The sequence below is a fragment of the Novipirellula rosea genome (assembly GCF_039541335.1).
GTDB lineage: Bacteria > Planctomycetota > Planctomycetia > Pirellulales > Pirellulaceae > Novipirellula > Novipirellula rosea.
On the sequence record NZ_BAABGA010000005.1, the window covers coordinates 183,555 to 210,102 of the forward strand.

General features: G+C 55.1%; 16 protein-coding genes. 6 read left to right on the plus strand and 10 right to left on the minus strand.

The window, feature by feature from the left end:
- The first annotated feature begins 386 nt into the window (after positions 1-386).
- A complete protein-coding gene (locus ABD971_RS00635; RefSeq protein ID WP_345318445.1) occupies positions 387-2,750 on the plus strand; it encodes a diguanylate cyclase in 2,364 nt (787 codons plus the stop codon).
- A 20-nt stretch (positions 2,751-2,770) separates the two neighbouring features.
- Here ABD971_RS00635 and ABD971_RS00640 read toward each other — a convergent pair whose 3' ends face one another.
- Positions 2,771-5,566, minus strand: coding sequence for an FtsK/SpoIIIE family DNA translocase (locus ABD971_RS00640; RefSeq protein ID WP_345318447.1), 2,796 nt, complete (start codon positions 5,564-5,566; stop codon positions 2,771-2,773).
- Between the two features lie 542 nt (positions 5,567-6,108).
- Entirely contained in the window at positions 6,109-7,011 is a 903-nt protein-coding gene (locus ABD971_RS00645) for a hypothetical protein (RefSeq protein WP_345318449.1), read from the minus strand.
- Positions 7,012-7,649: 638 nt separating this feature from the next.
- Between ABD971_RS00645 and ABD971_RS00650 the strand changes: the two genes are divergently transcribed.
- On the plus strand, positions 7,650-8,960 hold the full coding sequence (locus tag ABD971_RS00650; protein WP_339945852.1) for a hemolysin family protein: 1,311 nt from the start codon (positions 7,650-7,652) through the stop codon (positions 8,958-8,960).
- A 213-nt stretch (positions 8,961-9,173) separates the two neighbouring features.
- Here the strand turns inward: ABD971_RS00650 and ABD971_RS00655 are convergent, their stop codons facing one another.
- The 3 genes from ABD971_RS00655 to ABD971_RS00665 form a co-directional block, all read right to left on the minus strand.
- Positions 9,174-9,962: an SDR family NAD(P)-dependent oxidoreductase gene (locus ABD971_RS00655; RefSeq protein WP_345318454.1), complete on the minus strand. Its 789-nt coding sequence runs from the start codon at positions 9,960-9,962 to the stop codon at positions 9,174-9,176.
- Positions 9,963-10,015: 53 nt separating this feature from the next.
- Positions 10,016-11,404 carry a GTPase HflX gene (hflX, locus tag ABD971_RS00660; RefSeq protein ID WP_339946787.1) on the minus strand — a complete coding sequence of 463 codons (1,389 nt, stop codon included), beginning with the start codon at positions 11,402-11,404 and terminating at the stop codon, positions 10,016-10,018.
- A 340-nt stretch (positions 11,405-11,744) separates the two neighbouring features.
- Positions 11,745-13,172, minus strand: a complete 1,428-nt coding sequence (locus ABD971_RS00665) for an excinuclease ABC subunit UvrC (RefSeq protein WP_339946786.1) — start codon at positions 13,170-13,172, stop codon at positions 11,745-11,747.
- Positions 13,173-13,718: 546 nt separating this feature from the next.
- Between ABD971_RS00665 and ABD971_RS00670 the strand changes: the two genes are divergently transcribed.
- Positions 13,719-17,354: a protein kinase domain-containing protein gene (locus ABD971_RS00670; protein WP_345318457.1), complete on the plus strand. Its 3,636-nt coding sequence runs from the start codon at positions 13,719-13,721 to the stop codon at positions 17,352-17,354.
- Between the two features lie 305 nt (positions 17,355-17,659).
- Here ABD971_RS00670 and ABD971_RS00675 read toward each other — a convergent pair whose 3' ends face one another.
- From ABD971_RS00675 to ABD971_RS00690, 4 genes are all read right to left on the minus strand, one after another.
- Positions 17,660-17,854, minus strand: a complete 195-nt coding sequence (locus tag ABD971_RS00675; protein WP_345318459.1) for a hypothetical protein — start codon at positions 17,852-17,854, stop codon at positions 17,660-17,662.
- 63 nt (positions 17,855-17,917) lie between these two features.
- A complete protein-coding gene (locus ABD971_RS00680) occupies positions 17,918-19,051 on the minus strand; it encodes a DUF1559 family PulG-like putative transporter (protein WP_345318461.1) in 1,134 nt (377 codons plus the stop codon).
- Positions 19,052-19,231: 180 nt separating this feature from the next.
- Entirely contained in the window at positions 19,232-21,049 is a 1,818-nt protein-coding gene (locus tag ABD971_RS00685) for a LamG-like jellyroll fold domain-containing protein (RefSeq protein ID WP_345318463.1), read from the minus strand.
- Between the two features lie 3 nt (positions 21,050-21,052).
- Positions 21,053-21,589 (minus strand): sigma-70 family RNA polymerase sigma factor, encoded by a 537-nt coding sequence (locus tag ABD971_RS00690; RefSeq protein ID WP_339946780.1) that lies wholly within the window; start codon positions 21,587-21,589, stop codon positions 21,053-21,055.
- A 236-nt stretch (positions 21,590-21,825) separates the two neighbouring features.
- On the opposite strand from ABD971_RS00690, the gene ABD971_RS00695 reads away from it, so the two are divergent.
- The 3 genes from ABD971_RS00695 to ABD971_RS00705 all read left to right on the plus strand — a co-directional run bounded on the left by ABD971_RS00695 (position 21,826) and on the right by ABD971_RS00705 (position 25,374).
- Positions 21,826-22,635, plus strand: a complete 810-nt coding sequence (locus tag ABD971_RS00695; RefSeq protein ID WP_345318465.1) for a class I SAM-dependent methyltransferase — start codon at positions 21,826-21,828, stop codon at positions 22,633-22,635.
- Between the two features lie 250 nt (positions 22,636-22,885).
- Positions 22,886-24,103 carry a DUF5658 family protein gene (locus tag ABD971_RS00700; RefSeq protein ID WP_345318467.1) on the plus strand — a complete coding sequence of 406 codons (1,218 nt, stop codon included), beginning with the start codon at positions 22,886-22,888 and terminating at the stop codon, positions 24,101-24,103.
- A 329-nt stretch (positions 24,104-24,432) separates the two neighbouring features.
- The gene (locus tag ABD971_RS00705; protein ID WP_345318469.1) at positions 24,433-25,374 is read left to right on the plus strand and encodes a hypothetical protein; all 942 of its coding nucleotides are present in this window, start codon (positions 24,433-24,435) and stop codon (positions 25,372-25,374) included.
- Positions 25,375-25,585: 211 nt separating this feature from the next.
- Here ABD971_RS00705 and ABD971_RS00710 read toward each other — a convergent pair whose 3' ends face one another.
- A complete protein-coding gene (locus tag ABD971_RS00710) occupies positions 25,586-26,422 on the minus strand; it encodes a putative RNA methyltransferase (protein WP_345318471.1) in 837 nt (278 codons plus the stop codon).
- Positions 26,423-26,548: the final 126 nt, after the last annotated feature.

Sequence of the window (26,548 nt, forward strand, 5' to 3'; positions counted from 1 at the left end):
CGCAAGTCAATTTCCGAAATATCACATCCCACTTACCTTCACGATCAAGCAACACGTCGGACAACACCCGATGGCGTTCGAGCAGCCCTAATGATCACAACCGTTACGACCGGTCAAGTCTACCTGACATTACCCCGCCGGTTCAATTATCGAATTGATTTTGCAAGTGTCGTTTTAGCCGTAATCAACAATTGAGCGTGACGTCTATCCAGGCAGATTTCGCATTTCAACATCCCCACCTAAATAAATTGTTCTAGGACTCGTTTTCTTTGTTACGTGAGTTCATCGCATCGTTAAGACTGGCCTTCGCACTGGTGTGCGTCGGTGTCAGTCTTATCCTCGGCGGCCAATGGCTGGGATTGATCCCAGACGTGGAGTCGGTGGAGATGCGTGCGCGTCAACGTTATTGTGAATCGATTGCCATCAACGCATCGGCCCACGTGCGCCGTCAACAATGGGTGGATCTCACCACGATTCTGCGAACACAAGTCGAGCGGAATGAGGAGATCTTGTCGATTGGATTGCGGAGCGATCTGGGGACGCTGCGATTGGATACCGGTCACCATCGTGAGATGTGGGCCCACTTTGAACAAAACGACAATGATGGAGACGGTGACCGCGTCGAGGGCGTGCGTGTCCCGATCACGCTGAATCGTCGCTCGTGGGGCAACGTCGAATTCTGCTTCCGTAAACCGGCATCCAGTTCGTGGGCACCGCTGACCGAACATTCGGTGTACCGTTTGGTCGGCTTCTTTGTGATCGCAGGCCTCGCGTCGTACACCTTGTTTGTCACGAAGATCATGGGTGTTTTTCGCAAGACTCAGGTGGTCCCCGATCGGGTCCGCCGCGCCTTGGACACTCTCGCCGAAGGTTTGCTCGTGCTTGACGAGCACGGTCAAATCGTGCTCGCCAACCGTGCGTTTACCGAAACGATCGGAATTCCACTCGAAGATCTCGCGAAGAAAAAAGCGAGCGATTTGTCGTGGACGCTCCCTCAAGGCAGCGAATCCGAAGCGGACGAAACCATAACCTATCCCTGGATTGCGGCGATCGACCAGTCGGAACTTCAATCCGAACAAATGCTTCATTACCGTTTGGTCGATGGGCGAAATCGCATTTTCTCGGTCAACGCAGCACCGCTCGGTGGCGACGACAATCAACGTGGTGCCTTGGCAACGTTCCGTGACGTCACGCATGTCGAAGAGCATCGCGAAGAACTCGAAAAGATGCTTGGCATGCTTCGCAGCAGCCGTGACGAAATCGAACGTAAAAACAGCGAACTGGAAATCCTGGCGACGCAAGACGCATTGACCGGATGTTTGAATCGTCGCGCGTTCTTCGAACGATTTGACGCGCACTGGCGAACCGCCCACACCGACGACACCCCGTTGTCGTGCATCATGGTCGACAATGACCATTTCAAGAGTGTTAACGACACCTATGGTCACCATATCGGTGACGAAGTGCTTCGCCGCGTGTCGAAAGTGATTCGCGAATTGCACCAAGACCACGGCCTTGTGTGTCGTTACGGTGGTGAAGAGTTCTGTGTCGTGTTCCCGAACATGACGCTGCAACAAGCGATTAACGAAGCAGAAAAGACACGCGAAGCGATTGCCGCAATCCGATTAGAAGATCCGGCCGAACTGACCCTGACCGCCAGTCTCGGGGTATCCGAATTGCGATTCAATCCGGCCGATCCTCAAGAATTGATCAACCAAGCGGACGCCTGTCTGTACGTTGCGAAACGCGAAGGCCGAAATCGTGTGATCGCGTACAATACGAACATGGGCACGATGGAAGAGGCCTCGCAGAACGCCGCCACGGCGAAGCCGAAACGATTGGACATTTCTTATCAAGCGGTAACCGCACTGATGTCGGCGCTTTCGTACCGAGATGCGAAAACGGCCGAACACAGTCGTCGTGTCGCTCATTGGTGTTCTCGCGCATCCGCCAACGTGCTCGACCCAGCACAAATCTATGTGCTGGAGATTGCCGCATTGCTACATGACATCGGTAAAGTGGGTGTTCCCGATAACGTCTTGAACAAGCCGGGCAGTTTGACCGAGCAAGAGTGGGAATTCATGAGCCGGAACGATCGAATTGGCGTTGAAATCGTCACCAACACGTTTAACTGCGATGAATTGACCGCCATCATCTCAGCCCATCAAGCAATTCGCTTGCAAGGCCAACGGTCACGCCCGCTTTCGGAGCTCGAAACGATCGAGGACGCACAAGTCGCTTGGTGTGCGAAACTGCTGACGATCGCCGACAGTTATGATGCAATGATCTCTAGTAGCGTGTACCGCGAACAATGCACGCATGACGAAGCGATTGCCGAGCTGCGTCGATGTGCGGGCACTCAATTCGATCCTGAAGTCGTCGAACATTTTGCCAGCACGGTGGATCAACACGCACTCGCGGTCGCATCCGGTGCGTTCGCCCTTGGGAAGCAAGCCGCGATCCAAATTGGCATGAACGTCGAACGGCTCGCCGCCGCACTGAACCAACAAGACTTGCGGGCTCTACAGGAACATGCTTCGCTGTTGGCGATCACGGCAAGCAGCTGTGGTCTTGATTCGATCACCGAAGCCGCCAACCACATTTGTGACATCACCAACACCGAAGATTTGCAGTGGACGATGTTGCTTCGCGATACAAACGAATTGCTCGACACTGCTCGTGCGGCACAATCTGAATTTCTTCGCGATGCGTTAGAACTCGAAACATCGCGAAGTTTCCAAGTCGATTAGTGCCCGTGGCGTCGACGTGATCAGGTCACGTCGTCTTCCTCGTACTCTTCGTATTCTTCCTCTTCGTCGGATTCGAGATCTTCTGCGTCCTCGTCGTCTCGAGCCAGCGAACCTTCGACGACGTTGTCATCGCCAACGCCATCTTCCTCCTCAGGATCCAGGCCTTGCATTTTCTGCCATGCTTCCATGGTCAACAGAACTTCGCGTGACTTGGACCCGTTGTATTCGCCGACGATTTTGTCTTCGGCCATAAAGTCGATCAGCCGAGCAGCCCGACCATAACCGATCCCCAGACAACGCTGCAGCAACGACAACGACCCGCGTCCTTCGCGAATCACGACTTCGATCGCACTTTCGTACAACTCGTCGCGATTCTTGATGTCGCCGACCGCTCCGGCATCCGAGTCGTCTCCGTCGTCGACTTTCAAGTTCATCAGCTCGCCGACAAAATTTTGTTCGCCGAGACTGCAGTGATCGACGACTGCATCGATCTCTTCGTCCGACAAATAGGTACCTTGTCCACGAATCAACGTGCTGGTCCCCGGCCACAAGAACAACATGTCGCCGTTACCGAGCAATTTGTCGGCCCCGTTTTCGTCCAATACGACGCGGCTGTCGGTCTTACTTGCCACTTGGAAACTTAAACGCGCGGGCAAGTTACTCTTGATCAAACCGGTGATGACGTCAACGGTCGGTTTTTGCGTTGCCAGAATCAAGTGGATTCCCACTGCACGACTCTTTTGGGCCAAGCGAATGATGTGCGTTTCCACATCCTTGCCGGCGGTCATCATCAAGTCCGCCATTTCGTCGGCGATGATCACAATGAAGGGCAATTTATCGGGGACACCGTCTGCATCGTCGGCTTCGTCCATATCCAACCGCCGCAAGATCTCTTCGCGGCCAAGATCGTTGTAACTATTGATGTGACGTACTCCGGCTTTGGCCAGCAGCGAGTAACGCTCTTCCATCTTCTCAACCGCCCAAGCCAAGATCGCTTCGGCCTTTTTCATGTCCGTGATCACCGGATGCATCAAGTGAGGCAGGCGGCCATAACCACTCAACTCCACCATCTTGGGGTCGATCATCAGCATGCGAACTTCGTCCGGACGACACATCATCAACACCGAAGTGATGATCGCATTCAAACAAACACTCTTACCTGTACCGGTTCGCCCCGCGATCAACAGGTGAGGCATCTTTTCGAGCCCGACGACCATCGGGTTGCCCGAGACGTCCTTGCCCAAGAACACCGGGATGTTCATCTTCGAACGACTCATGTCCGATTCTTCGATCACATCACGCAGTCGCACCACTTGGCGATTCTCGTTCGGGACTTCGATTCCGACCGTATTTTTGCCTGGGATCGGGGCAACGATACGAACGCTCGGCACCCGCAGTCCGATCGCCAAGTCGTCCGCCAAACCGGTGATCTTGCTGAGTCGCAATCCGGCTTCGAGTTCAATTTCGTATTGCGCGATTACCGGACCGGTTTCGATTTCGACGACACGAATGTTGAACCCAAAATCCTTGAACGTATCTTCCAGGATTTGTGCCTTGCGACGCACTTCGATCAGTTGTTCGTCGTAGCTAACGTCATCACTCTGTTCGAGCAATTCGATCGGTGGCAACCGATAATCCTCGGCGCCATACGGCGCCGATTCTTGGACATTGTCGTACAGTTCCTGTTTCGCGTCGGCTTGCTGCTTTCGCTTGGGCACTTTGATTTTGGGATTCGTCAGCGAGTGTTTCTCGTCTTGACGAAGATGCAGTGTTTCATCGTCGACTTCGAGATCACGCAGCACGGGCTCGCTTTCGGGCGTTTCCTCGTGCGTCTCTTCGTACTCGTCACCGGTCGCCGGATCGACAACCGAGTCTTGTGGGTTCGCCGTCGCCGCATCGCTCGTTGGCGTTTCAGGTGCATCCATCGTCGCCGTTCCCACCGCGTCGGCGGCCGCTGGATCGGTTTCGTCGTTGGACGCGGCTTTGCGGCGAGACTTCTTGAACTTGATTTTCGGTTCGCGGTTGGCCCAATCGTTCGCTTGGGCGGCGTCCGCGTCCGCAGCGGGTTGTTCAGCCTGTGTGGGCTTTCCAACCTCGTCGCCTTCGATCTTGATCGGCTCTTCCAGATCGGTAAACGCTTTTCGGCGACGTCGCACGGTAACCGGCATGACTTTGACGGCGCGGCGCATTCCGCTTTTCGAAACCATTGCGCCGCTCGCCAGAATTCGTTTTCCGGCATACAGCAGTGCATAGTCGGTGGTCAGCAACAAACCGACAGCGATGACCGTGGACGCTAAGATCCAGGCACCGGCGGGAGCAAAATGCTCGAGCAAAAACGTCGACGTCATCGCACCGAGGTAGCCTCCGTTGCCCACCACCGGCATCTGCTCGAGTTGCATCGGCAACAAACCGCCTGCGGTCGCCACCCCAATCACGACGATGGTTCCGCCGAGTGATCGCAGCACCGGGGCGTTCAAGCGACCGCGGTACAATAACGCCGTCGCCACCCCGCCGCCTGCGGCAATCACCAACCCCGCTGCAAGCCCCAATGCGTCCAATAACGCCGAGGAAATCACCGCACCCCAATAGCCACACGCATTAGTTACGGTGGGGTTGGTTGGATAGACCGAGTTGTTCGGAGCGTAAAGGGCGCTGATCGGCCAGACCGGCCTTTCGATCGGGTCGGCAGGGCTGCGTGTGATGATCGAAACGGTCGCAATCAGCGTCATCGCGACCAAAACGATAGCGACAACGTCGCGAATTAAGTTCGCGTCGCGGTCTCCGTTTGCACCGTCGTTGGAAGCAGCACTCGACATAAAACCAAACAGCTTTGCAGCGGCCTGGTCACCACGTCAGCGACGGAGATGGGAATCGGCCACATGCAAGGAATAAAAACCAAGCAGAACGTCATCCAGAATTATCGACCGTCCCTATAACCGAACTTTTGCGAACCATCGCACAATTACGAATAATCACGACAACCGGCAAAACGTGGGCGTGCTGAAGCTTTTTTAGGTCGTATTTTCAGGTCGTAGCGGAACTCGTCAACGGCTTGTTGATTTATTGAGCCGTGACGCGTCAGCGGCCGGGTCCCACGCGGTACCCGGTGCCTTACGGCCCACGGCTCACCATTGCAATTCGCATTTGGACTAAATCAACAAGTCGTCAAGAGTTTCGGGGGGGAGCACTCGCCGTGGATCGAAAGTCTTGACGAGTCCCGCTACGCTGTGATGACGGAACCGGGGCTAGCGACCAAACATAGATAGCATTGACTTGAGCTAGCTGGTCTGAGCGAGCGGTTCACATCACAACGCGAAATCAATCGCGTTGTCAAACGTCAACGATTTGCTATCGATATCTATTTGCCATCAATCGACGCGATCAGCGATTTCCGTTGTTTGTCGATGAATGCCAGCATTTCTTCGATTCGTGGACGCACCGCATCGTCGTACTCTTCGGCGATGTCATCGCGGTTATTAAAGCTGTCCGCATCGGGCAATTCAGCCAAGATCGATTTTGGCACCGAGAATCCTCCCGCCTTGGCCGCTTCCTGCAGGTAGTTCTGTGCCACCGCAAGATGACGAACACTTTGTCCCGCGTCGTAGCGGTACTGTTCAAAGCGAGCTTCGATCTGTGCCTGTCGAATTTCTTTCTCTGCTTCCTTCAGTGTCGCACTCGTCGCTTTTGATTTCGATTTTGATGGTGCTTGCTCCAATTCGACATCGGCTTGATCGGGTGCGTCCGCTCGCATGACATGCGACTTGGCCATGCACAATTCGCCGAGGGTAATGCAATCGTGGATTTTTTGATCCGATGGCACGTCCTTGTCGTTACGCAGCGTCTCGGCGAGTTCTTCGAGTCGTTCTCGGCACGAATTGATCCCCGCTTGTCCATTGGTCATCGCCGCAGACCCAGCTAAGCCCAACCAAGCCGCGTTCTTTTCGAGCGAAAGGGCCAATTTGTCGTTTTGCCCCTGGCCTACGAGTGCACGTGATTCTTCGAGGCGATCGAGGGCCTCGTAACACAGCGGCCAATACGTTGCTTTGGACGCGATAAACCAACCCCGTTCATCTTCAGGGCGTTCCGCCACCTCGCGATGCACCTTACGTCCCTTTTCATCGGTTTCCAGTACCTTCTTTTCTGCCGTCTTTACCTCTCCCGTTTTGGTTTCGGCCTTTGCCACCGAAACGCCGCCAAGCGATATTGCCGAAATAGAAACAGAGAGCAGCGTCCGCGAAAGCAAATTCATTGTGTGATTCATGACGAAAGTCCAATTGGGAAGAGGGTGTGAGTTGCCAGCTAATTACAAGTCGCATTGCAACAGAAAACGTGGCATCAACCTCGTCACTATTACAAATCGATGGATGAATAACACGTAAAAAACAGCACAGTTTCGATTGAATCCGAGAATACTCGGCAAAATTAACTCAAATCGATTTTTGAGCCGCCATAACGTTCGGCAATCCGAAGTCGCAGCAGGGCATCGGGCCAAGAATTCGGCGACACGAAACAGGGATCCGAGTTACCTGTTTTGCATTGAACCCCGTCCCAGCGAAGTCATCTTGAGCTTTACGGTTGTTGAGAAACGTCGCCGAGTCCGGTTCGGTTAACGGACGCCTCGACCGCGTTTCCTCGGTGTGCCCCCACCGCTGCAAACTGAAATCGTCGGTTCGGCAAGTCCGCCAAACGTCTCGCCGTTAAAGAGTGGGATATTGACGAGTTGCTAGAAACAGATGATTCGGCAACGGATGGGATTCGCTACACTTCACAATCGCAGCGATCGTTCCCGGCGATCGGGCTGAATCGTAGTTTCACGATCCAAAGCGATGGAAACACCCTCACTCATTGTGAAGCGATCGTTGTGAAGCGAGCAATCATTATCAAAATTTGTTGGACAGCATGACTGGCACACTGATCTATCTAGGCTTGGCTCTGTTTCTGATTCTGCTAAACGGATTCTTCGTCGCTGCAGAGTTTTCGCTTGTCAAAGTTCGTATCTCACGGATCGACCAACTCGCCCGCGATGGCAAGGCGTTTGCCAATACCGCGAAATGGCTCGCCAAGCGATTGGACGAATCGCTCTCCGCTTGCCAGCTCGGGATCACGATGGCTTCGCTCGCATTGGGCTGGGTCGGTGAGCCCGCGTTTGCGAAGTTGGTGGAACCGGTTCTAGGGTGGATCGGCGTGACGGACGAGCGGGTGGTTCACGTGATGGGGTTCGCGCTGGCGTTCTCGGCGATCACCGGATTGCACTTGGTTGTCGGAGAACAGTTCCCCAAAATATTCGCGATCCGTCGCCCCGAGCAGATGTTGTTGTGGTGTGCGATGCCGCTAAAGTTTTTCTATGTGCTGCTGTATCCATTTCTGACGGTGCTAAATGTCGTTACTTCGTTTTTGCTCCGATTGGTTGGCATCAAAGGGGCATCTGATCACGAAGGCGTGCGTACGGAAGACGAGATCCGTGCGTTGCTGAGAGAAGCTCATGTGCATGGCAATCTCAGTCGCGACGAACACTCGCTGATCAACAATGTGTTTGAGTTCGACGACATGATCGTTCGCCGCGTGATGTTGCCTCGTGGTGACGTCATCTTTTTCGACATCAACGAACCGCTATCCAATCTGCGCGAACTGGTTCGCCAGACGATGCACACGCGGTACCCGGTATGCGATCGATCGCTCGATAAAGTGATCGGTGTGATCCACATCAAAGACCTGTTGATGATCCCGCCAGACGACGACGAATTTGACGTTCGTTCCATCGTGCGGCCGCCCAAGAAAGTGCACGAAACGATGCCGATCAGTCGCGTGCTGAGGCATTTTCAAGCGACACATCAGTTGTTGGCTTTCGTGATCGACGAATATGGCACGATTACCGGAATGGTCACGCTTGAGAACGTCCTGGAAAAGATCGTCGGCGAGGTGGACGACGAGTTTGACAACGCGGATCCGGACATTGTTCCAGCGGGACCGGGTGAATTCATTATCAACGGTACCACCGGCGTGGAAGAGGTTCGTCGCCGACTGTCGCTGCCGTTGGCCGAGTCCGAGGAAGCGGACACCATCAGTGGTTTGCTGATGGATGTGAAGCAGAAAATCTTGGTTCAGGGAGACAAACTGCAACTCGACGGCGCGACCGCAGAGGTACTGGAAATGAAGAACGACAGTGCCACGAAATTGAAATTCAAAATCACAGAGAGTGGGGCTGAATAACCCCAAACTCCGTTGTGCTTAGGATCTTCGGATCAATCAATGGCGGGCGGTAGTGGACGAGGCTACGAGTCCTGCAGCTTCATTCAGCCAAAAAGGACTCGTTGCCTCGTCCACTACGGAAAATGCCACCAGCTATTCATCCGACGGTCCTTAAGCCGCGAAGACCTTCGGCGTTGCGAGCCCCGCCGAAAATTTTGGTGAGCAACGCTTAGCTTATCTGGCTAAAATCGCATTCACGATAGGCGGTGAGATGCGGTCGGCGTACACCAACGCTTTGCCAGCGAGAGATAAGATCACCTCGCTGCGGCGTGACTCGATTGCCGAAAGGGTCGCACGAGCGACTTTGGCGGGCGGCCAACTGCCGATGCTCTTTGATTGCGTCTCGGCGTCCGAACCGATCAACGAATCAAAAAATTCACTTCGTGTCGTGCTGGGACTGACCAAAGTCAACTGAATGGAATTGCCATCACTCGCGTCGCGAGCCAATTCGGCTCGCACTGAATCACTCAAGCCATGAAGTGCAAACTTGCTTGCACAATATTCGCTCTTGTCAGGCACGGCACGGTGTCCGAGCACGCTGCTAATGTTACAGATCACCGAGGCGCGACCTCGCCGCAACATCGGAATCGCGTGCCGCATCAACTCGGCGGGCGCAAAAAAATTGACTTCCATGATTCGCCGCAGCCGCTCTTCGTCAGCGTCCTCGAAGGGGCCGATCGCGCCGATCCCGGCATTGTTGACCAGCAGGTCCAAACGGCCGTTATCGACACGCCCCGCCGCCGCTAAGATCTCGGTACGCACATCCGCATCGGTCACATCGCCGACCACCGGAATCAATTTGCCGGGGCATTCTCGTGATGCTAGATCCGCCAATCGCTCGGCTCGCCGTGCGACAGCAACCACGGTGGCTCCGCGATCGAGCAGCAATTCACACAAGCAGCGGCCAATCCCGCTGCTAGCGCCGGTAACGACGGTGATTGAATCCTTGGGTATCCAACGCATCGATCCGCAATACTTTCATGGTTATTGCTGCGTTACAGCTAGGAATGAGGGTGCTAGGCGACTTCGCTTGACGAATCCGACAGCGGTACCGATGGCAGATCGATCGAAATCGAGGACTTTTCATCCTCGGCGACTTGATCGTCATTGGTTTTCGCACTCCGTTCGTCCATGTGACGAATTGCAACCGCGTCGCGATGCACCGGCCCCATCGCACCGGCCGGCACGCGGACGTGAATCGTCACGGTTTCCTCGCCGTATTTGCGTGACAACACTTCGCCCTTGGCCGCCAAGTAGGCCAACAACTTGCCATCACTCGGCGCCACGTCGACTTCTAAATCGAAGAACTCGCGTCCCAGTGCCTCGCCGACCGCTTCGATCAATGGAACGAGCCCCGTGTTGCTCTTGGCACTCACAGGAATCGCGTTGGGGTAACGGTCGAGCACTCGGTTGAGAACCGCCGCACTTTTGATCGCATCGATCTTATTGAGTACTAGCAGCGTGTCTTTCGCTTCGATCTCGAGTTCCTCGAGCACACGATAGACCGCACTGATTTGCTCGAACACCGTCGGACTGCTGGCGTCGGCAACGTGCAACAATAGATCAGCTTGACGCGTTTCTTCGAGCGTCGATTTGAAACTGGCGACCAACGAGTGAGGCAAATCACGAATGAACCCGACTGTGTCACTTAGCAGCACGGTTCCCCAACCAGGCAACTGCCAACGCCGTGTTCGCGTATCGAGCGTTGCAAACAATTTGTCCGCGGCATGCACGTTGGCCGCCGTTAACGCATTCATCAACGTACTCTTGCCGGCATTGGTGTAACCGACCAACGAAACCGTCGGTGCTTCTTTACGCGCCTGGACCTGTTGTTCGCGGCGACGCTCGACCTTGGACAGTTCCTCTTTCAGATCGTGGATCCGTTTCTGTGCCAACCGACGGTCAACTTCCAATTGCTTTTCACCCGGACCACGCATACCAACCCCCATCGCTTGACGCGACAAGTGAGTCCACATGCGTTTGAGCCGCGGCAACGAGTATTCAAGCTGAGCCAACTCGATCGCCAAGCGAGCTTCGTACGTGCGAGCTCCGGCGGCAAAGATATCGAGAATCAATTCGGTGCGGTCGATCACTTTGGCATCGATCGCCTTCTCGAGATTTCGAACTTGAGCGGGGTTCAGATCATTGTCGAAAATCACCACGTCGGCGTCATGTCGCTCGACCATCAGCCGCAGCTCTTCGACTTTGCCCTTGCCCAAAAACGTGCCATGATTCGGTCGCGTCAACCGCTGCATCAACTCATCGACGACTTCGGTTCCTGCGGTCGTGGCCAATCCGTAAAGTTCTTCCAGCGGATCCGCCTCGACCGTTTGCTCGGGCAGGATCAGGCGGGCCAAGATGCTTCGCTCCGGCGAATCATCGCGAAGTTGGTGTTGTTCTCGCACGGTTTAGGGAGGTCCCTCCAATTGAAAGATGAAATCTGAACGTCAATGCCATTATAGTCAAAAAGTGTGTTTCTGTGCACAGCAGTTTGGCAGAGCAAAAGCAGCGTCGGTGCCAGGAAAAGTTCCCCAAATCAGCACGTTTCCCAAAGGAAACGCGGGGATTCGCTTTTTTTGTTTCGGGAAACGTAACGTTCATCCGCAGTCACACAGACCGCGAGTTACGTACGCAGGTTCGCCCCCCGTAGCCGAGAAATGCGGTCCCCGTAGGTTCTTTATGTGGCCTAGGCGTAGGGCCGGTTCCTACCTGAAACTGCGACCCGGACTACAACTTTCACGACCGCTAGCGATCAAAGGTGGACTTGGTGCGGAGGATGTGATGGTAATGTTGAGCAAATCGATGCGACTCGTCGCGAACATATTGCAACAATCGCAGCGCAAACGCACTCTTACTTAACCGCAGCGGTTCGGAATCACCGGGCCGAAAAATCTCTTCATCACGCTTGGCCAACGAGATCACTGTCGGTGGCGTGATGTCTTGATCACGAAACGCCGCCATCGCTGCATTCAGCTGTCCCTTGCCACCATCGATCAGCAAGATGTCGGGGAACGATTCACCGGAATCCGAAAGCTTGCGAAAACGTCGTGAGACGACTTCATAGATACTGCGAAAATCATCGATGCCGTCAACGTCTTGGATGCGGAATCGGCGATAGCCTGGCTTAAACGGCAAGCCGTCAATGAACTGCACCAGACTCGCGACCGTTTCGCCGCCACCGAGATGAGCGATGTCGACCCCTTCGATGATCCGTGGCGTTTCAGCCAGCCCCAGCACTTTGCGAAGTCCCGTCAGCCCCTTTTTGGGATCAATATAAAAGACTTCGGGCTGAACGTGTGTGTCGAGTTCACCACGATCCTCGAGTTTCTCGAGCATACGAATCTCGTCTCGCAGCACCGCCGCTCGCTCAAAATCCATCGCCTTGCTGGCGGCTTTCATCTCGTCGTGCATCTCTTTTAGCAATCGCTTCTTGCCGCCTTCCATAAACGTTTGCAATCGTTTGATGTCGCGGCGATATTCTTCTTTGCTGATGCGAAAATTACATGGCGCGGTGCACTGGTTGATGCTGGCCAACAAACAGGGGCGAAACCACTTCCAACGTTCCTCGGATTCACTGATGTCAAGCGTGCAGGTGCGAAAACGAAAGATCCGCTGCAGCACCTGAATCGCTCCCCGCAGCGCCCCCGCACTCGGAAACGGTCCATACAGTTTGACGCCCTTCTCTTTGGGCTCGCGTGTGATCTCGACGCGAGGAAACTCGTCACGCGTGGTGATCATCAAATACGGAAACGACTTGTCGTCCTTGAGATCCTTGTTGTGCTTAGGCTGGATATCCTTGACCAACCGCGCTTCCATCAACAACGCATCGACTTCGGTCTCGCACTCGACAAAGTCGATATCCGCGATCTCGCCGATCCAAGGTGCGGTCCGCTGATCTTCGGCCGCCGCCTTTAAAAAGTAGCTTCCTGCGCGACTTCGCAAATTCTTAGCCTTGCCAACATAAATCACCCGCGCTGCATCGTCCTTCATCAAATAGACCCCGGGCGACTGGGGGAACGTTTTCACCTTGGTCGCCGCATGGCTAAATCCAAGCTCCGCGGGAAGATCGTCACCCGCGGTGTCCGTCGATTGGACTTCGCTTGCTTTGTCAACAGATTCGTTGGATTGGCCAGCTTTGTTTTTGGCCGTTTTGTTTTTAGGGTCATCCGGCATGGAGGGGCGATCCGTCAATTGCATCAATCGGGAAACAAGGGGACTTTTGCCACACTTCCCGCCTCACAAGACGGCATTTCGATTGGCGAATTGAGCGACGTTTTGCTGGGACGGGGTGGCGACGACATTATTCTAGCCAGACAACCCGATTTTGGCATTCCGCCCATTTTCGGAGTCGCATTTTGGTGACACATTGTGCGTTCCTCATCCCCCAACGGAGACTGCGGATTCAGTGAACCGTGGTCCATAAGGCACCGATGTGGGGATACGGAATGTTTCATTGATCGCCCATCCGGAATCGGTCAACGGGAAACTAACTCGTGAATCATCGCCGGAATGTAATCGGGGAAGCACACATCGATCACGCCGCCATGGATAGCAACGACATGACCACGGGCCGCGTTCAGTTGTGTAGCGATTGCGTTTATGCCAGTCGAGAATGCAATCAGCGTGCCACTGACAATCAGCCACCCGTACTGTCGAGATCGGCTACATTGAGGGCAAAGACTTCGCTGCTGAACCCGACTTGGATTGGTCTTCAATGCAATGGCTCTCGTGACATCCCCGTCGTCCCATTTGATTTCCCAGGGTGCTGATGGAGCCCTTTACCGGCACCGCGATCCCGTCACCGCATGCCTCCAGCGGCGGTTCGTGTTGACCGGACCGGCGATCGATCCCGCCCGACTTGCTGCCATTGCCAACAACGTTCGCTTCATTGATCTATTGCAATCACCGTACGTGTGTGGAGTGATCGAAAACGGACTTTCAAAAACGCCGCCGATCTTGGTGGCCGAGTCACTTGCCCCATTACGCTTGGCAGCGGCGTCCGAGGACCTCCGACTTGACGAAGCCTTAGCGATTGCGGCCCAACTCACCTCGCTGGTGGTGCAAACCCATCACATCGGTCTGTATCATCCCCATTTCGCGGCTGAAAACATTGCCTTGCAGCGGCCATCGGGGAATTGGGAAATTCAGTTGGACTATCTGAATCTCGCCATCGACGACACCCCGGCGCCGCCGACTGACGCCGCGAAAGACCCGCGAGATGCCGATCGAGACGGACTGTGCCGTGTGCTGACGCGATTGCTTTGCGACACAATCGATCGTGAAGACGCCTCCGGCGCGGCCGCTTCTGATTTACATTCACAGGCTGTCGCCATCTTGGAATCGCTCGAAAGCGATTCGGTCCCTGCTGCGGAACAGTTACTGACGTTGCTTCGGCACGCCGATTCGTATCGCTACGGCACGGTTGCGACCTCGGTCGAGTTCGGAAACAACGCGCACACCCAACCAAGCGAGTCGCCGGCAGAAAATCCGGATCTGCAAATCACACGCGAGCCCAAACCAACGCGGGGAAGCGATGCGGCGACGGCAGAACAAAATCCGGATACCGATGGCGGTTCGATCCGCGAATCCTCGTTCACCCCCGCCGCCGCGATCGTGAACTGCGGTGATACGTTGGGACGTTTTTTGATCGGGGAAAAGATTGGACAAGGCGGAATGGGAGCCGTATTTGCCGCCACCGACTTACTGGATCAATCCCCGGTGGCCATCAAAGTGCTGAAGATGACCTGCGGCGACTCGACCCAATCGATCCGGCGGTTTCGCAAGGAGGCACGTCTATTGGCGGACATCCAAAACGAATTCGTCACCCGGTTGATTCACGTCGACCAGGACCGCGGCGTCCATTATTTGGCGATGGAATACATTGACGGTATCGATTTAAAAAAATGGATCAGCCAACATATTTCCGGCGAACGTGTGGACATCGATGAACATGATGCCCTGAATATCGTCAGCGATATCGCTCGTGCCCTCGCGATTGCGCACACGCAAGGCATCGTGCATCGCGACATCAAACCGGAAAACGTGCTGTTACAACGTCGTGAACCGTCCGTTGACGATGACGACACCAAGATCGCAAACTACCGAGTCAAACTGTCCGACTTTGGCATCGCCCGCCACGTCGACCAATCCGAATCGATGGAAGTCACCGGCGACGGCGTGATGATCGGGACGCCGCTATACATGTCGCCCGAACAGTGCCGCGGCAGCCACGACATCGGGCCAGCCACCGACGTTTACTCGTTGGGAATTACATTGTTCGAATTACTGACCGGACGTGTGCCGTTTCAGTCCGACGACCGGATCAAATTAGCCACGATGCATCTGTATGACCGACCTCCGTCGGTACAACAGTTCAATCCCAAAATCTCAGACGCCTGCGTTAGCATCGTCAATCGTGCTTTGGCCAAGGAACCCGAAAAGCGATTTGTCGATGCGACGCAGTTCAGCCGCGAAATCGACCGAGTTTTAAGAGGCACGCCTTCGGATATTGAAACGCATCCGAAAATGCCGGAGCATCGTGCTGACAAACTCTGGCAAAAAACCGAGCACTGGGAACTCGCCAGCGACCCCGAAGAGATTTGGCCGTACGTTTCCAATACCGAACGACTCAATCGCGCGATCGGATTACCCGCAGTCACCTACCGCACGCAGTACGACGAACAACGCGGCATCCGTAAATTCGGATCCTTTCGCATCAGCGGCGTGCAAGTCGCCTGGGAAGAGCATCCGTTTGAATGGATCGAAGCCAATCGCATGGGCATTTTGCGAGAGTTCCAATCGGGTCCCTTCATTTGGTTCATGAGCATCGTGACGATGGAGCCGATTGCCGGAGGCGGTACCAACTTGAGCCATGAAATCCGTGTCCAGCCACGCAATTTGCTGGGCCGCGTGATGACGACCGTGGAAGCCGATTGGAAAGCGTTTCGCAATTTGAACCGCGTCTACACGCGAATCGACAAGTCGATTCAAAGTCGCAAACAGGGTCAGAAACTCGATCCGTTTGAACCGCCCAACCGAATCAGCACCGCGGATTCCGAGCGTTTGCAACAGCGTCTCGATCGCTTGATCGATGCCGGCGTCGATCCTGGTTTGGCGAACGCGATCGGTGTCTTTCTCAGTGAGTCCCCGCCGCAAAGATTGGCTCAAATTCGTCCGATTGCGTTGGCAAGGGAGATCCATTTCCCTTCGGATGACACCGTCGACGCTTGTTTGGTCGCCGCTTCCGCGGGCCTGTTGTCGTTACGCTGGGACGTGCTCTGCCCGACGTGTCGAGCCCCCGCCGGCACGCATCAAAATCTGTCCGCGATCGAAGATCACACTCATTGCGAAGCCTGCCATGTCGCGTTCCAATCCAACCGCGGCAATGCGATCGAGATGGTGTTTCGAGCCCATCCGGAAATCCGCCAAGTGGATGACCAAAGCTACTGTATCGGCGGCCCCGAACACTCGCCTCACGTGGTGGCGCAGATCCGGCTTGAATCCGATGAGATGTTCGAGCTCGAATTGCATCTCGCGGCGGGCGACTATCTGCTTCGTGGTCCTCGGCTTCCACAAACGCAGTCGATCCGAGTCGAAGAGGGACGTGGGCAACTGGAATATTCGACCAAACTGCTTTCGCTCGGCCAATCGTCGCACATCCCTAAACTTCGCACAGGCACACAGCGAATCCAACTGATCAACGACGACACGTCGCTGCACGTGATCCGGATCGAACGAACGATCCCACGCGACGATGTGGTGACGGCAGCCACCGCGTCGACGATCCAACGATTTCGGGAACTGTTTCCCGATCAAGTCTTTGCCGAAAGCAACCCGATTACTGCCGAACAGTTAACGCTTTTAGCCACGACGATTCATAACATCGAAGACCTTTACGTCGATCTCGGAGACGCCGACGCATACAAGCTTGTTCACGAAATTCACTCGCGAGTCGAGCGAGTCGTGCTTGCGAATCACGGCACGGTTGCCAAGACCGTGGGCGAAAGCATGCTGGCCGCGTTTGACCGCTGTGAACACGCCGTCGCGGCAGCGCTGCAAATTCGCGAGTCCGAGCAAGACAGCCGACACGCGATTGGCATCGCCGTGCATGCCGGTCGGACACTGGTCGCCGTGGCAAACGATCGACTCGACTATTTCGGCAGCACCGCGCGCGCCGCGATGGCAATGCCCTCGCTCGCGGGTTCGGACCTATTGCTCAGCGAAAGCGTTTTTGCCGATCCGCGGGTAACGCGTGAGTTCACAGCCATTCTGAATCACGCGACCTACGAAACCGTCTCGCTGCCGGGATTGCCCCAGCAACCGCTCGCTCGGATTCACGCAACGGCACTGGAATAGATCCAGTGACACCGATGCAGTGAAATCGGTGCTAGCGAATCGGTGCTGTCGAATCGATTAGGACTTGGCGTTGGACCGCTGAAACGTAGCAGGTGTCGCCGGATGAGGAGGGTAAGTTTTTCCGTCTGCTCGCGCCGGTAGCTTACGTTCAATGCCGTCGACCTTAGTTAGCAGTACGGCGCGAGCCGTCCGGTTGCAGCGAATAGAACGTTCGAAATCCACCGGGCGGCTCGCGCCACTCCGCTATAAAAATCACCCGTTGAGTGCCAAAGCAGACGGCGTTGGTCTAGCGAACCCGGGGCTCGTCAATCATCGAATTGTCGTTCCCGAGCCAGACGCTCATTTTCGGCGTCGATCTCGGCAATCTCTTGCAAAATTTGCTCCTGGGTTTTCACCTCTTTAGGTTGATTGACGGTGACTTCGTTTGAGTCACTACAGCCAACCGTCGCGAACATGCAGCCCGCGAACGTGACGAGACATAATTGCCGGAAAGGTTTCACGTGTTTACTTCCTGAATAAAAGGGGAGAGGTCGAGCGTGAGAGAAGAGCGAATCGGCGTCCGATTAAAACTCTCCGTCAATCGTTTCCTTCGCGCCTCGGCTGCCAAGCGCCCCCCATAATCCGTAAGGGCTTTTCGTTCCAGCGGCAGGACCGCCAGCCACTGCCACGGGACGCGAATTCAAGTTGCCGGTGTCGATGCTGGCGGTAACAAATTTCACCGCTCCATCGGCAATCAACACATGACATCCTCCGGCGTGTCGGCTTGCCATCGTAAAGATCCCCCCGTTGCCGCTGGGGTTCGCGCCGCGTTGATAGCTCGGTGCGTTAGGTGGAAACACCGTGGTCACGCCAGTGAAGATCGCGTCTCCGGCAACCCAATTGTTGCCTCGGGTTCGTCCCGAATCCGCATCGTAGGTCAAGTCAGTCGATTCGTCGTAGAAAAGCGGTCGCTCAGGATCGACAAAACGGTCCCAGCCGTTGGTTTTCGGTTTATTTCGAGCAGCGGTATTGCCGTGACCGCGATAGGCGACATCCGCGATCACTTCACGCGTCCCTTGGGACTTGACCATTTCCCCCATCGCAATCGTGTTGCTTAAACCATCCAGGATGTCACGAAATCGAGTGTGACGTTTGCTAATGAAAACGCCACGATGCTGGCCTCGATTGGATCCATTGTTTTTGTAATTATTGATGTTCCAAAAACTGTCCCCCATCGAAAAGCCGTAATTGGTTTTTCCTTGTGGTGTAATCCCAACCGAACTTGGATCGCTGGGGCACAACAGCGTGGGAATTTGGGTATTGAAGGGCTGGTATTGATCGATCCAGTGCGGCGGGCCCATTGCCGGATAGGTGATACCGGTGGCCGGATCGGTCCAAGGATTGGAGATTTGATCCCATACCGCTTGTTGTTCCATAAACGGTGTCAATCCAGGAAACGCACTCTGACGGCCTTTGTTGGTCAGCCCCGGTCCTCTCGTGCCGCCTTTTTGCATCGGCAGGTTCTTGTAGGCGGAATGGTAATTGTGAAGTGCCAAGCCAAGCTGTTTGAAATTGTTGCTACAGCTCATCCGCCGCGCGGCTTCGCGCGCCGCTTGAACCGCAGGCAAAAGCAAGCCCACGAGGACTCCAATGATGGCGATCACAACGAGCAGTTCCACTAACGTAAATGCCGTTTTGGCGCGTCTAAAATGTCTCATCGGAAAAAACTCCTCGGAAAAGAAAAGAATCGTTTGCAATGAGATATCCGGATCAAACTCAGAACTTTCCGGACAAAATATCAAAATTCGCAGATTTTTTTTGCCGGAAACGTGACCTACCTAGCTTCCTGAGTTTTGCGGTGAAGCCCCCGTCCAAACCGCAAACCAGCTCGAGATTCTCTATTTGGCTCCGTTTTTTGCGGGTACTTCTTCTTTCGCGAGCACTTCCGCAGCGACGATCCCGTGTTTTTCCATCAAATGGTCCGTGGCCTGTTGGAAATCCTGCGGCAAGAGGAGCTGATCAAAGATCACAATCTCACGGATCGCTCCGGAATAAAAATCCGATTGCTTGATGCGATTGCCTCCAATCGCCAGCTGTGCTGCGGGCTTGATTGCGGACGTATGCGAAGCAGTGCCCATTAGTTCACCATTGCGATACAATTCGAAACGGTCTTCGGCGACGCTGTACCGGTACCCCACAACGTAGATTTGGTCCGACAACAACGGGTCATCAGCCTTGAGAATGCCATGCCGTTTCGGTCTGTACGAATAGACGCGTGATCGCAATTCGCCGTGGGCGTTGTGATCGAGAACCAAATTGGGAAAGCCGCCGATGGTCAAGATTTGCCCACGGCCGCGTCGATGCTCGGCATCGGCCATTTGCATCACGACCAACGCCGTGATTTCACTTCCAATCGACAACGGGGGTGTCACGAAGTATTCGGAGCCTGCAAATTGCACCGCCGCATATTGCTTCGGACCAGCGCGGTCTTGATTCGCGTTTTCATCGAGGCTTTCATCGGCAGCAACAAAACGTGGACGCTGCTCCGCATTGACCTGCCAGGCATCGAGCTCGCGCGACGGCAGGGCGACGTTCCGCCAAGCAGTGACGCGTTTCTCGGCATCCAGCTGCACGCCTTGATTGGCATCAAACCATAGCTTGGGCACAACTTCGTCCCACTGGCTCGCGATATCACCGACAACAGTTGGCGTTGTCGAAACGATATCCCGAACCCGAATAAACTTGTCGGGCTGCGAACGGATCGAATGGAAGCTTCGATTCATCTCGGATCGCGTTGCCATGGTTCCGGTCAACCGCTTGGTTTCGGCATTCCCATCAAATTGCAACTCAACTTCGCCTTCGAACACGTGCGTTTCGGATGACCCATTTGCCAGAACCTGTACGCCAAATTCGGTACCATGATCAATCACATGACTGGTCGGCGTTTGGATAGTAAACCCAACCGCGGACGGAGGGACCACGGCGGTCAGTTTGCCTTCGTTTAAAAACCCGCTGTTGGCGGACACGATCTCTAGTTCCGCAGGTCCCTCGAGTGAAACCGTTGCTCCGGTTACAAACTCGAGCACCACCACCCCGCGTGAGACACGAACGGATTGCCCCTCGACGAACAAGCTACTTGGAATCAATTCCCAGCGATCCGAATCAAACTCGCAATCAATGCGGCGAATCACCTTTGCCGCATATGCCGGCTCGTCGATCCGCCCCGATTGCTGGCGGAGCGGAGTATCCACTGCTGTCGCCGGAGACGCAATGTTCGGATTTCGACTCGGATCCCCGTCGCGGTCGCTCGCTAAACGGTATACCGCTGCGACACACATCAAAATAACGGCGAACATCACCAACCCGTTTCTCCATTTGGATGCCGCTCGGTTCCGCGAAGCTGCTTGCTCGATCAACGTCGGCACCAACCACTCCATTTCGTTGACGGTGTCGACCTTGGCGGCGGTATCGGTGTCGTTTGCAGTGTCAGCTGCGGGTGGCTCCAATATTTCATCTATCGTCGCCGCAGAAAGCCCACGCTTGATTTGCAATAACATCGAATTGAGCTGGATCGACTCCGCAAATTCCGCAATCAATGTCTCGTCGCGCGCAAGCAGCTCGCTGAGCTGGCTTGCTTCATCAACACTGATGTCTCCGGCACACCAGCGGCTGACGAGCAAGTCAAAAGTGCGACGATCTGATTTTGTAAGTTCCATTGTCTAAACCGCTCCCATTTCAAGTTGGCGTTTGACACACCGTCCCAATCGAGCTCGCACTCGCTGCAGACGCTCGTAGATGGTGCTCAATCCTTTGCCCTCGGATCGGGCAATGTCATGGATCGAACGCAATTGGCGATAGTGTTCTTCGACGAGCAAGCGTTCGGTTTCGGGCAATTTTTTAAGACACTGTTCCAGCGCATGAATGCGTCGCTGGCGGGCTTCCAAATCGCTTGCAGCCTGGATGGCGATATCAACCAGTTTTTCCGAAACCACCTCGTTCAAAGTGAATTGGGGGCTGCGTTTGCGTAAGTGATCAAGCACTTTGAAGCGAGCCACTCCACATCCCCAGGCCACGAAACTTCCCTTGTTCGGGTCAAACTCCTCTCGCTTTTTCCAAAGCGTGATCGCGGTTTCCTGCAAAATATCCTCCGCATCTTTCAGTCGTGGAATCATTGAAAGGATGAACTGAAGCAACGGCCCCTGCGCCGCTGCGTAGGCTTTGATAAACCCCTCGTCCGCTTCGCCCCTCGCCCCCATGGTGACACCCCAAAACCTTTAAAAACCGAATCCGCCTACGTTTTGTTTGTCACGCCACGTGGCTAATTCCGGACAAATCCTGACAAGATCACGTAAATTTGCGTATTCCGCCCCCCGCCGCGGCGAACAGGATCCCACCAAGACATGCAATTTTCGCACCTCAAATGGCGTCATGGCCGAGCAACGCATTCTGACTACAATGCTGGCTTTCTCTGCCCGCCTGGTGCGATGCAGCGATGCATTCGCCTACAACCAACCGCTCGCCCGCTATGGAAAACTGGTACGACTATCCTCAATACTTTGACATGGTGTTTCGTGATGAAACCCGAGCCGAAGTGGAATTTTTTGAGCAGGCGTTCGAGCGTTTCCGCAGCGATGTCCCTACCACCAAACTGCTCGAACCCGGCTGCGGCAGCGGCCGCCTTGTTGCGGAAATGGCAGCCCGTGGCTACGAGTTAACTGGGTTGGACCTCAGCCAACCGATGCTCGACTATCTCCGCAAACGGCTCGCAAGGCGAAAGATCGATGCCACGCTCGTGCAGGGCGATATGACGAAAATGGAGTTCCCGGAACCTTTTCATGCCGCCTTCTGCACGTTCAATACGTTCCGCCATCTGCTGAGCGAAGCGGACGCCGAATCCCATTTGCGTTCGATCGCAGAGAATCTCGTTTCCGGCGGCATTTACATTCTCGGTTTCCACTGCATTCCGATGGATGCCGATCCCGAAAGCACCGAACGCTGGACCGCATCCCACGGGGGAACCAAGGTGCATGTCACTTTGAAAGTGATCGACTTTAATCGCCGAAAACGACAAGAAACGCTGCGAGCGAGTATCAAAGCACAAACACGTTCGGGAAAAATTCATCGCGTTCGCAGCGAATTCCCACTGCGGCTGTACACGATCGCCCAAGCCAAAAGCCTGTTTCGGAAAGTCGAAGACCAATTTGAATTGCAGGCCGCCTACGACTTTGATTACGACATCGATGAACCGCGGAGGATGGATGACGACTTGGTCGATGCCGTCTTTATCTTGAAACGCCGCTAAAGGCCCGCATTGCCGGAATCTCTCCAGCCAAAAAAAATGCGTTCCCGCTCGCTACCTTTGCTCTGCTGCGGGGTTCATATCAGACAAGCATGTTCGCTTCGGACATACGTATCGTCGCTAGCTTGTCATTGATCTTCCCGCCCCCCCCAAAAATGGACTTGGTTCCTTCAAAGGTGAACTTGGTTCCTTACTGGAAAAAAGGGGCACGGAGACACCACCGCCCATGGTTCTGAAAAAGGAAATGTTTTGCATGGTCCAAACAAATAAATCCCAATGGATTCGCGTCACGGTACTGCTGGCTACCCTGGTGTTTGGATTGATCACCGTGGCGGCCCCGGCTGAAGACAAGACGGCTCAGGACAAGACGGCTCAAACCGAGTCGGCTCAGGAAAACACCGACTCGCCAAAATATCGCGAGTTTGAAAGCACGCCCCTGACCGAAGATTCCTTTGTGTTTCTAAACGGCGTCTATCTGCCCCCCCCTTTAGACATCAAGTTCAGTAACGAGGGAATCGAGATCGATGGTCAATTCTTTGACGAAACTGCATTTGACCTTTCGAGCTACGTTGAAAATCGCCGCTGGTCAGGCCGAGGCTATGGGTTCCGTGGCATGGACATGCGTGGCCGAGGAGATCGCGGCGAATGGGGAGGTCGCGGCAACTGGGGAGACCGCGGCGAATGGGGGGACCGTGCACAGCGAGGTCGTGAATACCTTCCCCGATCCCCGTTTCAATCCTTGGCAGAGTCGTTCACTTCATCGGGATCAGGAGTGGTCGCCGTATTTTACTCGGGTGAAGCCCCACTGCTGCTTGACGCATCCGAACAGGGGCACGAATTGCTCAAGGCACTGTTGGGGCGAGAAACGCCATCCGAAGCGGAGTTGATGTCCTCTGGGTCCGAGAGAATTGACTTTGAACTCTGGCACCGTCTCGTTCAAGATTTCAAGATCTCACCTGAATTCGCCACGCGTGCTTCGGAAGAGGTCAACCGGCTCGAACAGATCTATGAAACCAACGATCGAAAAACGGCAGCTTTTATGTTGAGCCAACAAATTGCCTTTCCGCTCAGCATGATTGCGATGGTGACTGTCGTCCTCGCGTTCGGACACCTGATGGCCCACCCCCAACAAATGGTTGCGATTAGCGATGATCCATTGACCCTAGCCAACGCGAAAAAGGCCACGGTCTGGTCGCTCACGATTGTCGGCGTGCTCTCGGCACTCGACCTGGTTTGGACGTTGATTGCTCATCAAAGCGGAGCGATGCGAGAACTGAATCCTCTAGGTAACGGATTGATCCACGATCCGGTTCAATTGATCCTGTTTAAAATCACGGTCACCGGTCTCGCGATTGGCATCCTGTACTACTTGCACGAACAACCGCTAGCACGGCGCGCGACGTGGTGGTGCTGCCTCGTGTTGACGCTGCTGACCGCTCGCTGGTTGACCTTCAACTCGATGTTCCTCTAGTCCGACACCGTCGCCCCCTCGGCGACGGAACACCGCCGCTTGCATCGACTCCGTTCGCGGAGCGGCGAGGGGCCCAATGCCGCTAATAAAGTAGATGGCATTAGGCGACAGCCCGCTCTGGCTCACTCGCCTGTCACTGAAACGTGACTGTACGGCCAGCGCTACCCTCTTGCCACTTGGGGCGCACCACGCTTTTGTCGTTTTTTCTTTTTGTGATGTTGATTGCTCCGAAACAACACAGCGACGCAAGTGTTGAATGGACAGGCGAAGTTTGGCACTGTTGGCCAGAAGACGACCAAAACAATCAGACTCGAAAAGGAATGAGATTTATGCTTATCCGTTCGTTGAAAAGACTTGCAGTTTCCACCACCGCGTTACTGCTGATGACCACGGGGCAAGCGGTCAGTGCGCAAGACGACCATCAAGAAAAATCAAACCCGCATCCCAAACGGCCGGCTGCCAAAGTGGAAGCCGACACTCGCGACGGAGCTCCAAAACCCAACAGAAGCCGCGACAAAGATGCTTCGCAACCGCGTCCGGAGCGTCCGCGACCTGAGCAGTCCCAAGAAGGTCGCCAGCGGCCTGAGCACGATTTTGGTGGTCGTCGCGGAGAAGGACAACGTGGCCCTGCCGGACCTAGCCATCCTGGGTCCCCCGGATTCGGCCCCAGACCTCACGGCGATTACGACGCCAAACGGCCACCCCAAGACCGCATGCCCATGTCGCCTCGCCATAATGCCAAAGAAGGGCACGTTAAAGACGGGCACGCTAAGGGTGAAAAAACGCAAGTCGGTAAACAAGACCGTCAAGGCAACAAAAAGCACCGCGATCACGCCACGACCGATGGACGACAGGACAAATCACGCCAATCTGCCAGCCGCGGACACCAACGAAACGTAAATAAGAAGCAAGACTACCGTGATCGTGTTGCTCACGGACGCACACAACGTCGCGGCAACCGTGATATCAGCCACCATCGTGGTGGCCGGCATCAACTCGGTCATCATCGCGGCGGCCATTCCCAAGGACGTCACGCGATGGGCCGCGGTCCTCAAGGACCGAAACCAGGTGCTCGCGGGATGCGCCAAGGCAAACGGGGACAACAGCATGGTGCGCGTGGCGTCAGCCATCGTCGCGGCGGCCATCCTCAAGTACGTCACGCGATGACCCGCGGTCCTCAGAGACCAAATTCAGGTGCTCGCGGGATGCACCAAGGCAAACGGGGACAACAGCGTGACGGCGGCAAAGCAAATCGCCGCTCGCGCCGCTAAAATTATCGCGTTTTGTATTTGAACCAACGGCGATTGTTAATCGCCGTTGATCATGGTAGCGGAACGTCGCAAGGGCCTCGTCCGGTTGCGGCGAATCAAACGTTGGAATTTGACTGGGCGGCTTGCGCCGCACCGCTATAAAAACCGCTTGGCTAGCGTCATCGGCTGACGGAAGTCCACTCAATCCTCCGAGACGATATCCACGGCCGTGCTATGAACGGCGTCGCAGCAGTACCAAGTCCGCTGCCAATGTCACCGACATGGCAGCTAACGATTCCAAACGAGTCTGCTGGGAATGTCGCACGCCGCGGTAAGTCATCGCCAAGGCGTCAGCGATCGCATCGGTGTCCAAGTCAACGCTCTGTTGCCAATGCTTGTGCTGGATAAATTCCAGACCGGCTGAGGACAACTCGTCGACGACCATTTCCCAACGGCTCCGTCGATGCCCCGCTTGCTGAACCTGTTCGCGAAGTTCGATCAAATCCTCTTCGCCAGGCACCGCGACGATACAGACACCGGTCTCCGCGAGCACACGATGAATCTCCGCTGCGGGACGCCGCCCGAACAACGAGATCACTCGATCGACACTGGCGTCAGCAGCTGGCAAAATCCGGTCGGCGTTAGCCAACACCCAAGTTCCAGCGGGCCATCCCCGTGCAGCCAACTTGATCGCTCGTTTGGACAGATCAACGCCGCAGTATCCGTCCGCTTCGTCGGAAAACAGCGCGGGACCGAATGATCCTTCGCCGCATCCGAGATCCATCGTCCGCCACACCGCAGACGGATCCGCCGATGCCGAATCGGCAATCCAAGGCCGTAGAGTTTCGATCAACCCCGCGGCGTAGCCACGTGCAAGCCAGCGATGCCGGGCCAGCACTGCTGCGTCCGCATCGCCTGGATTTTTGGAGCGTCGATCCTGCGGCTGCAACAGACTCCAGTAACCCTCTTTGGCTCGATCAAAATGGTGACCGGCAGCACAAAACAGCCCACTTTCACGTTGTTGCAGCGGTTCACGACAATTTCGGACGGTACAGCGAAGTTCAAACATCGCCCCATTCTAAGGCGATGGGGCCGAAGCAACAGGGGCAGAGCAACCAGCGATCGACGGCCAAAGAGACCTGCCAAACAATCGCCCCCTGGCAACTCCAAATCTTTAGGCGGGAAGACCGTTGAC

Coding starts and splice junctions, on each gene's coding strand:
- ABD971_RS00635 (WP_345318445.1), top strand. CDS start 387: ATGCGTGCGCGTCAACGTTATTGTGAATCGATTGCCATCAACGCATCG.
- ABD971_RS00640 (WP_345318447.1), bottom strand. CDS start 5,566: ATGTCGAGTGCTGCTTCCAACGACGGTGCAAACGGAGACCGCGACGCG.
- ABD971_RS00645 (WP_345318449.1), bottom strand. CDS start 7,011: ATGAATCACACAATGAATTTGCTTTCGCGGACGCTGCTCTCTGTTTCT.
- ABD971_RS00650 (WP_339945852.1), top strand. CDS start 7,650: ATGACTGGCACACTGATCTATCTAGGCTTGGCTCTGTTTCTGATTCTG.
- ABD971_RS00655 (WP_345318454.1), bottom strand. CDS start 9,962: ATGCGTTGGATACCCAAGGATTCAATCACCGTCGTTACCGGCGCTAGC.
- ABD971_RS00665 (WP_339946786.1), bottom strand. CDS start 13,172: ATGCCGGATGACCCTAAAAACAAAACGGCCAAAAACAAAGCTGGCCAA.
- ABD971_RS00670 (WP_345318457.1), top strand. CDS start 13,719: ATGGCTCTCGTGACATCCCCGTCGTCCCATTTGATTTCCCAGGGTGCT.
- ABD971_RS00680 (WP_345318461.1), bottom strand. CDS start 19,051: ATGAGACATTTTAGACGCGCCAAAACGGCATTTACGTTAGTGGAACTG.
- ABD971_RS00685 (WP_345318463.1), bottom strand. CDS start 21,049: ATGGAACTTACAAAATCAGATCGTCGCACTTTTGACTTGCTCGTCAGC.
- ABD971_RS00690 (WP_339946780.1), bottom strand. CDS start 21,589: ATGGGGGCGAGGGGCGAAGCGGACGAGGGGTTTATCAAAGCCTACGCA.
- ABD971_RS00695 (WP_345318465.1), top strand. CDS start 21,826: ATGCATTCGCCTACAACCAACCGCTCGCCCGCTATGGAAAACTGGTAC.
- ABD971_RS00700 (WP_345318467.1), top strand. CDS start 22,886: ATGGTCCAAACAAATAAATCCCAATGGATTCGCGTCACGGTACTGCTG.
- ABD971_RS00705 (WP_345318469.1), top strand. CDS start 24,433: ATGCTTATCCGTTCGTTGAAAAGACTTGCAGTTTCCACCACCGCGTTA.
- ABD971_RS00710 (WP_345318471.1), bottom strand. CDS start 26,422: ATGTTTGAACTTCGCTGTACCGTCCGAAATTGTCGTGAACCGCTGCAA.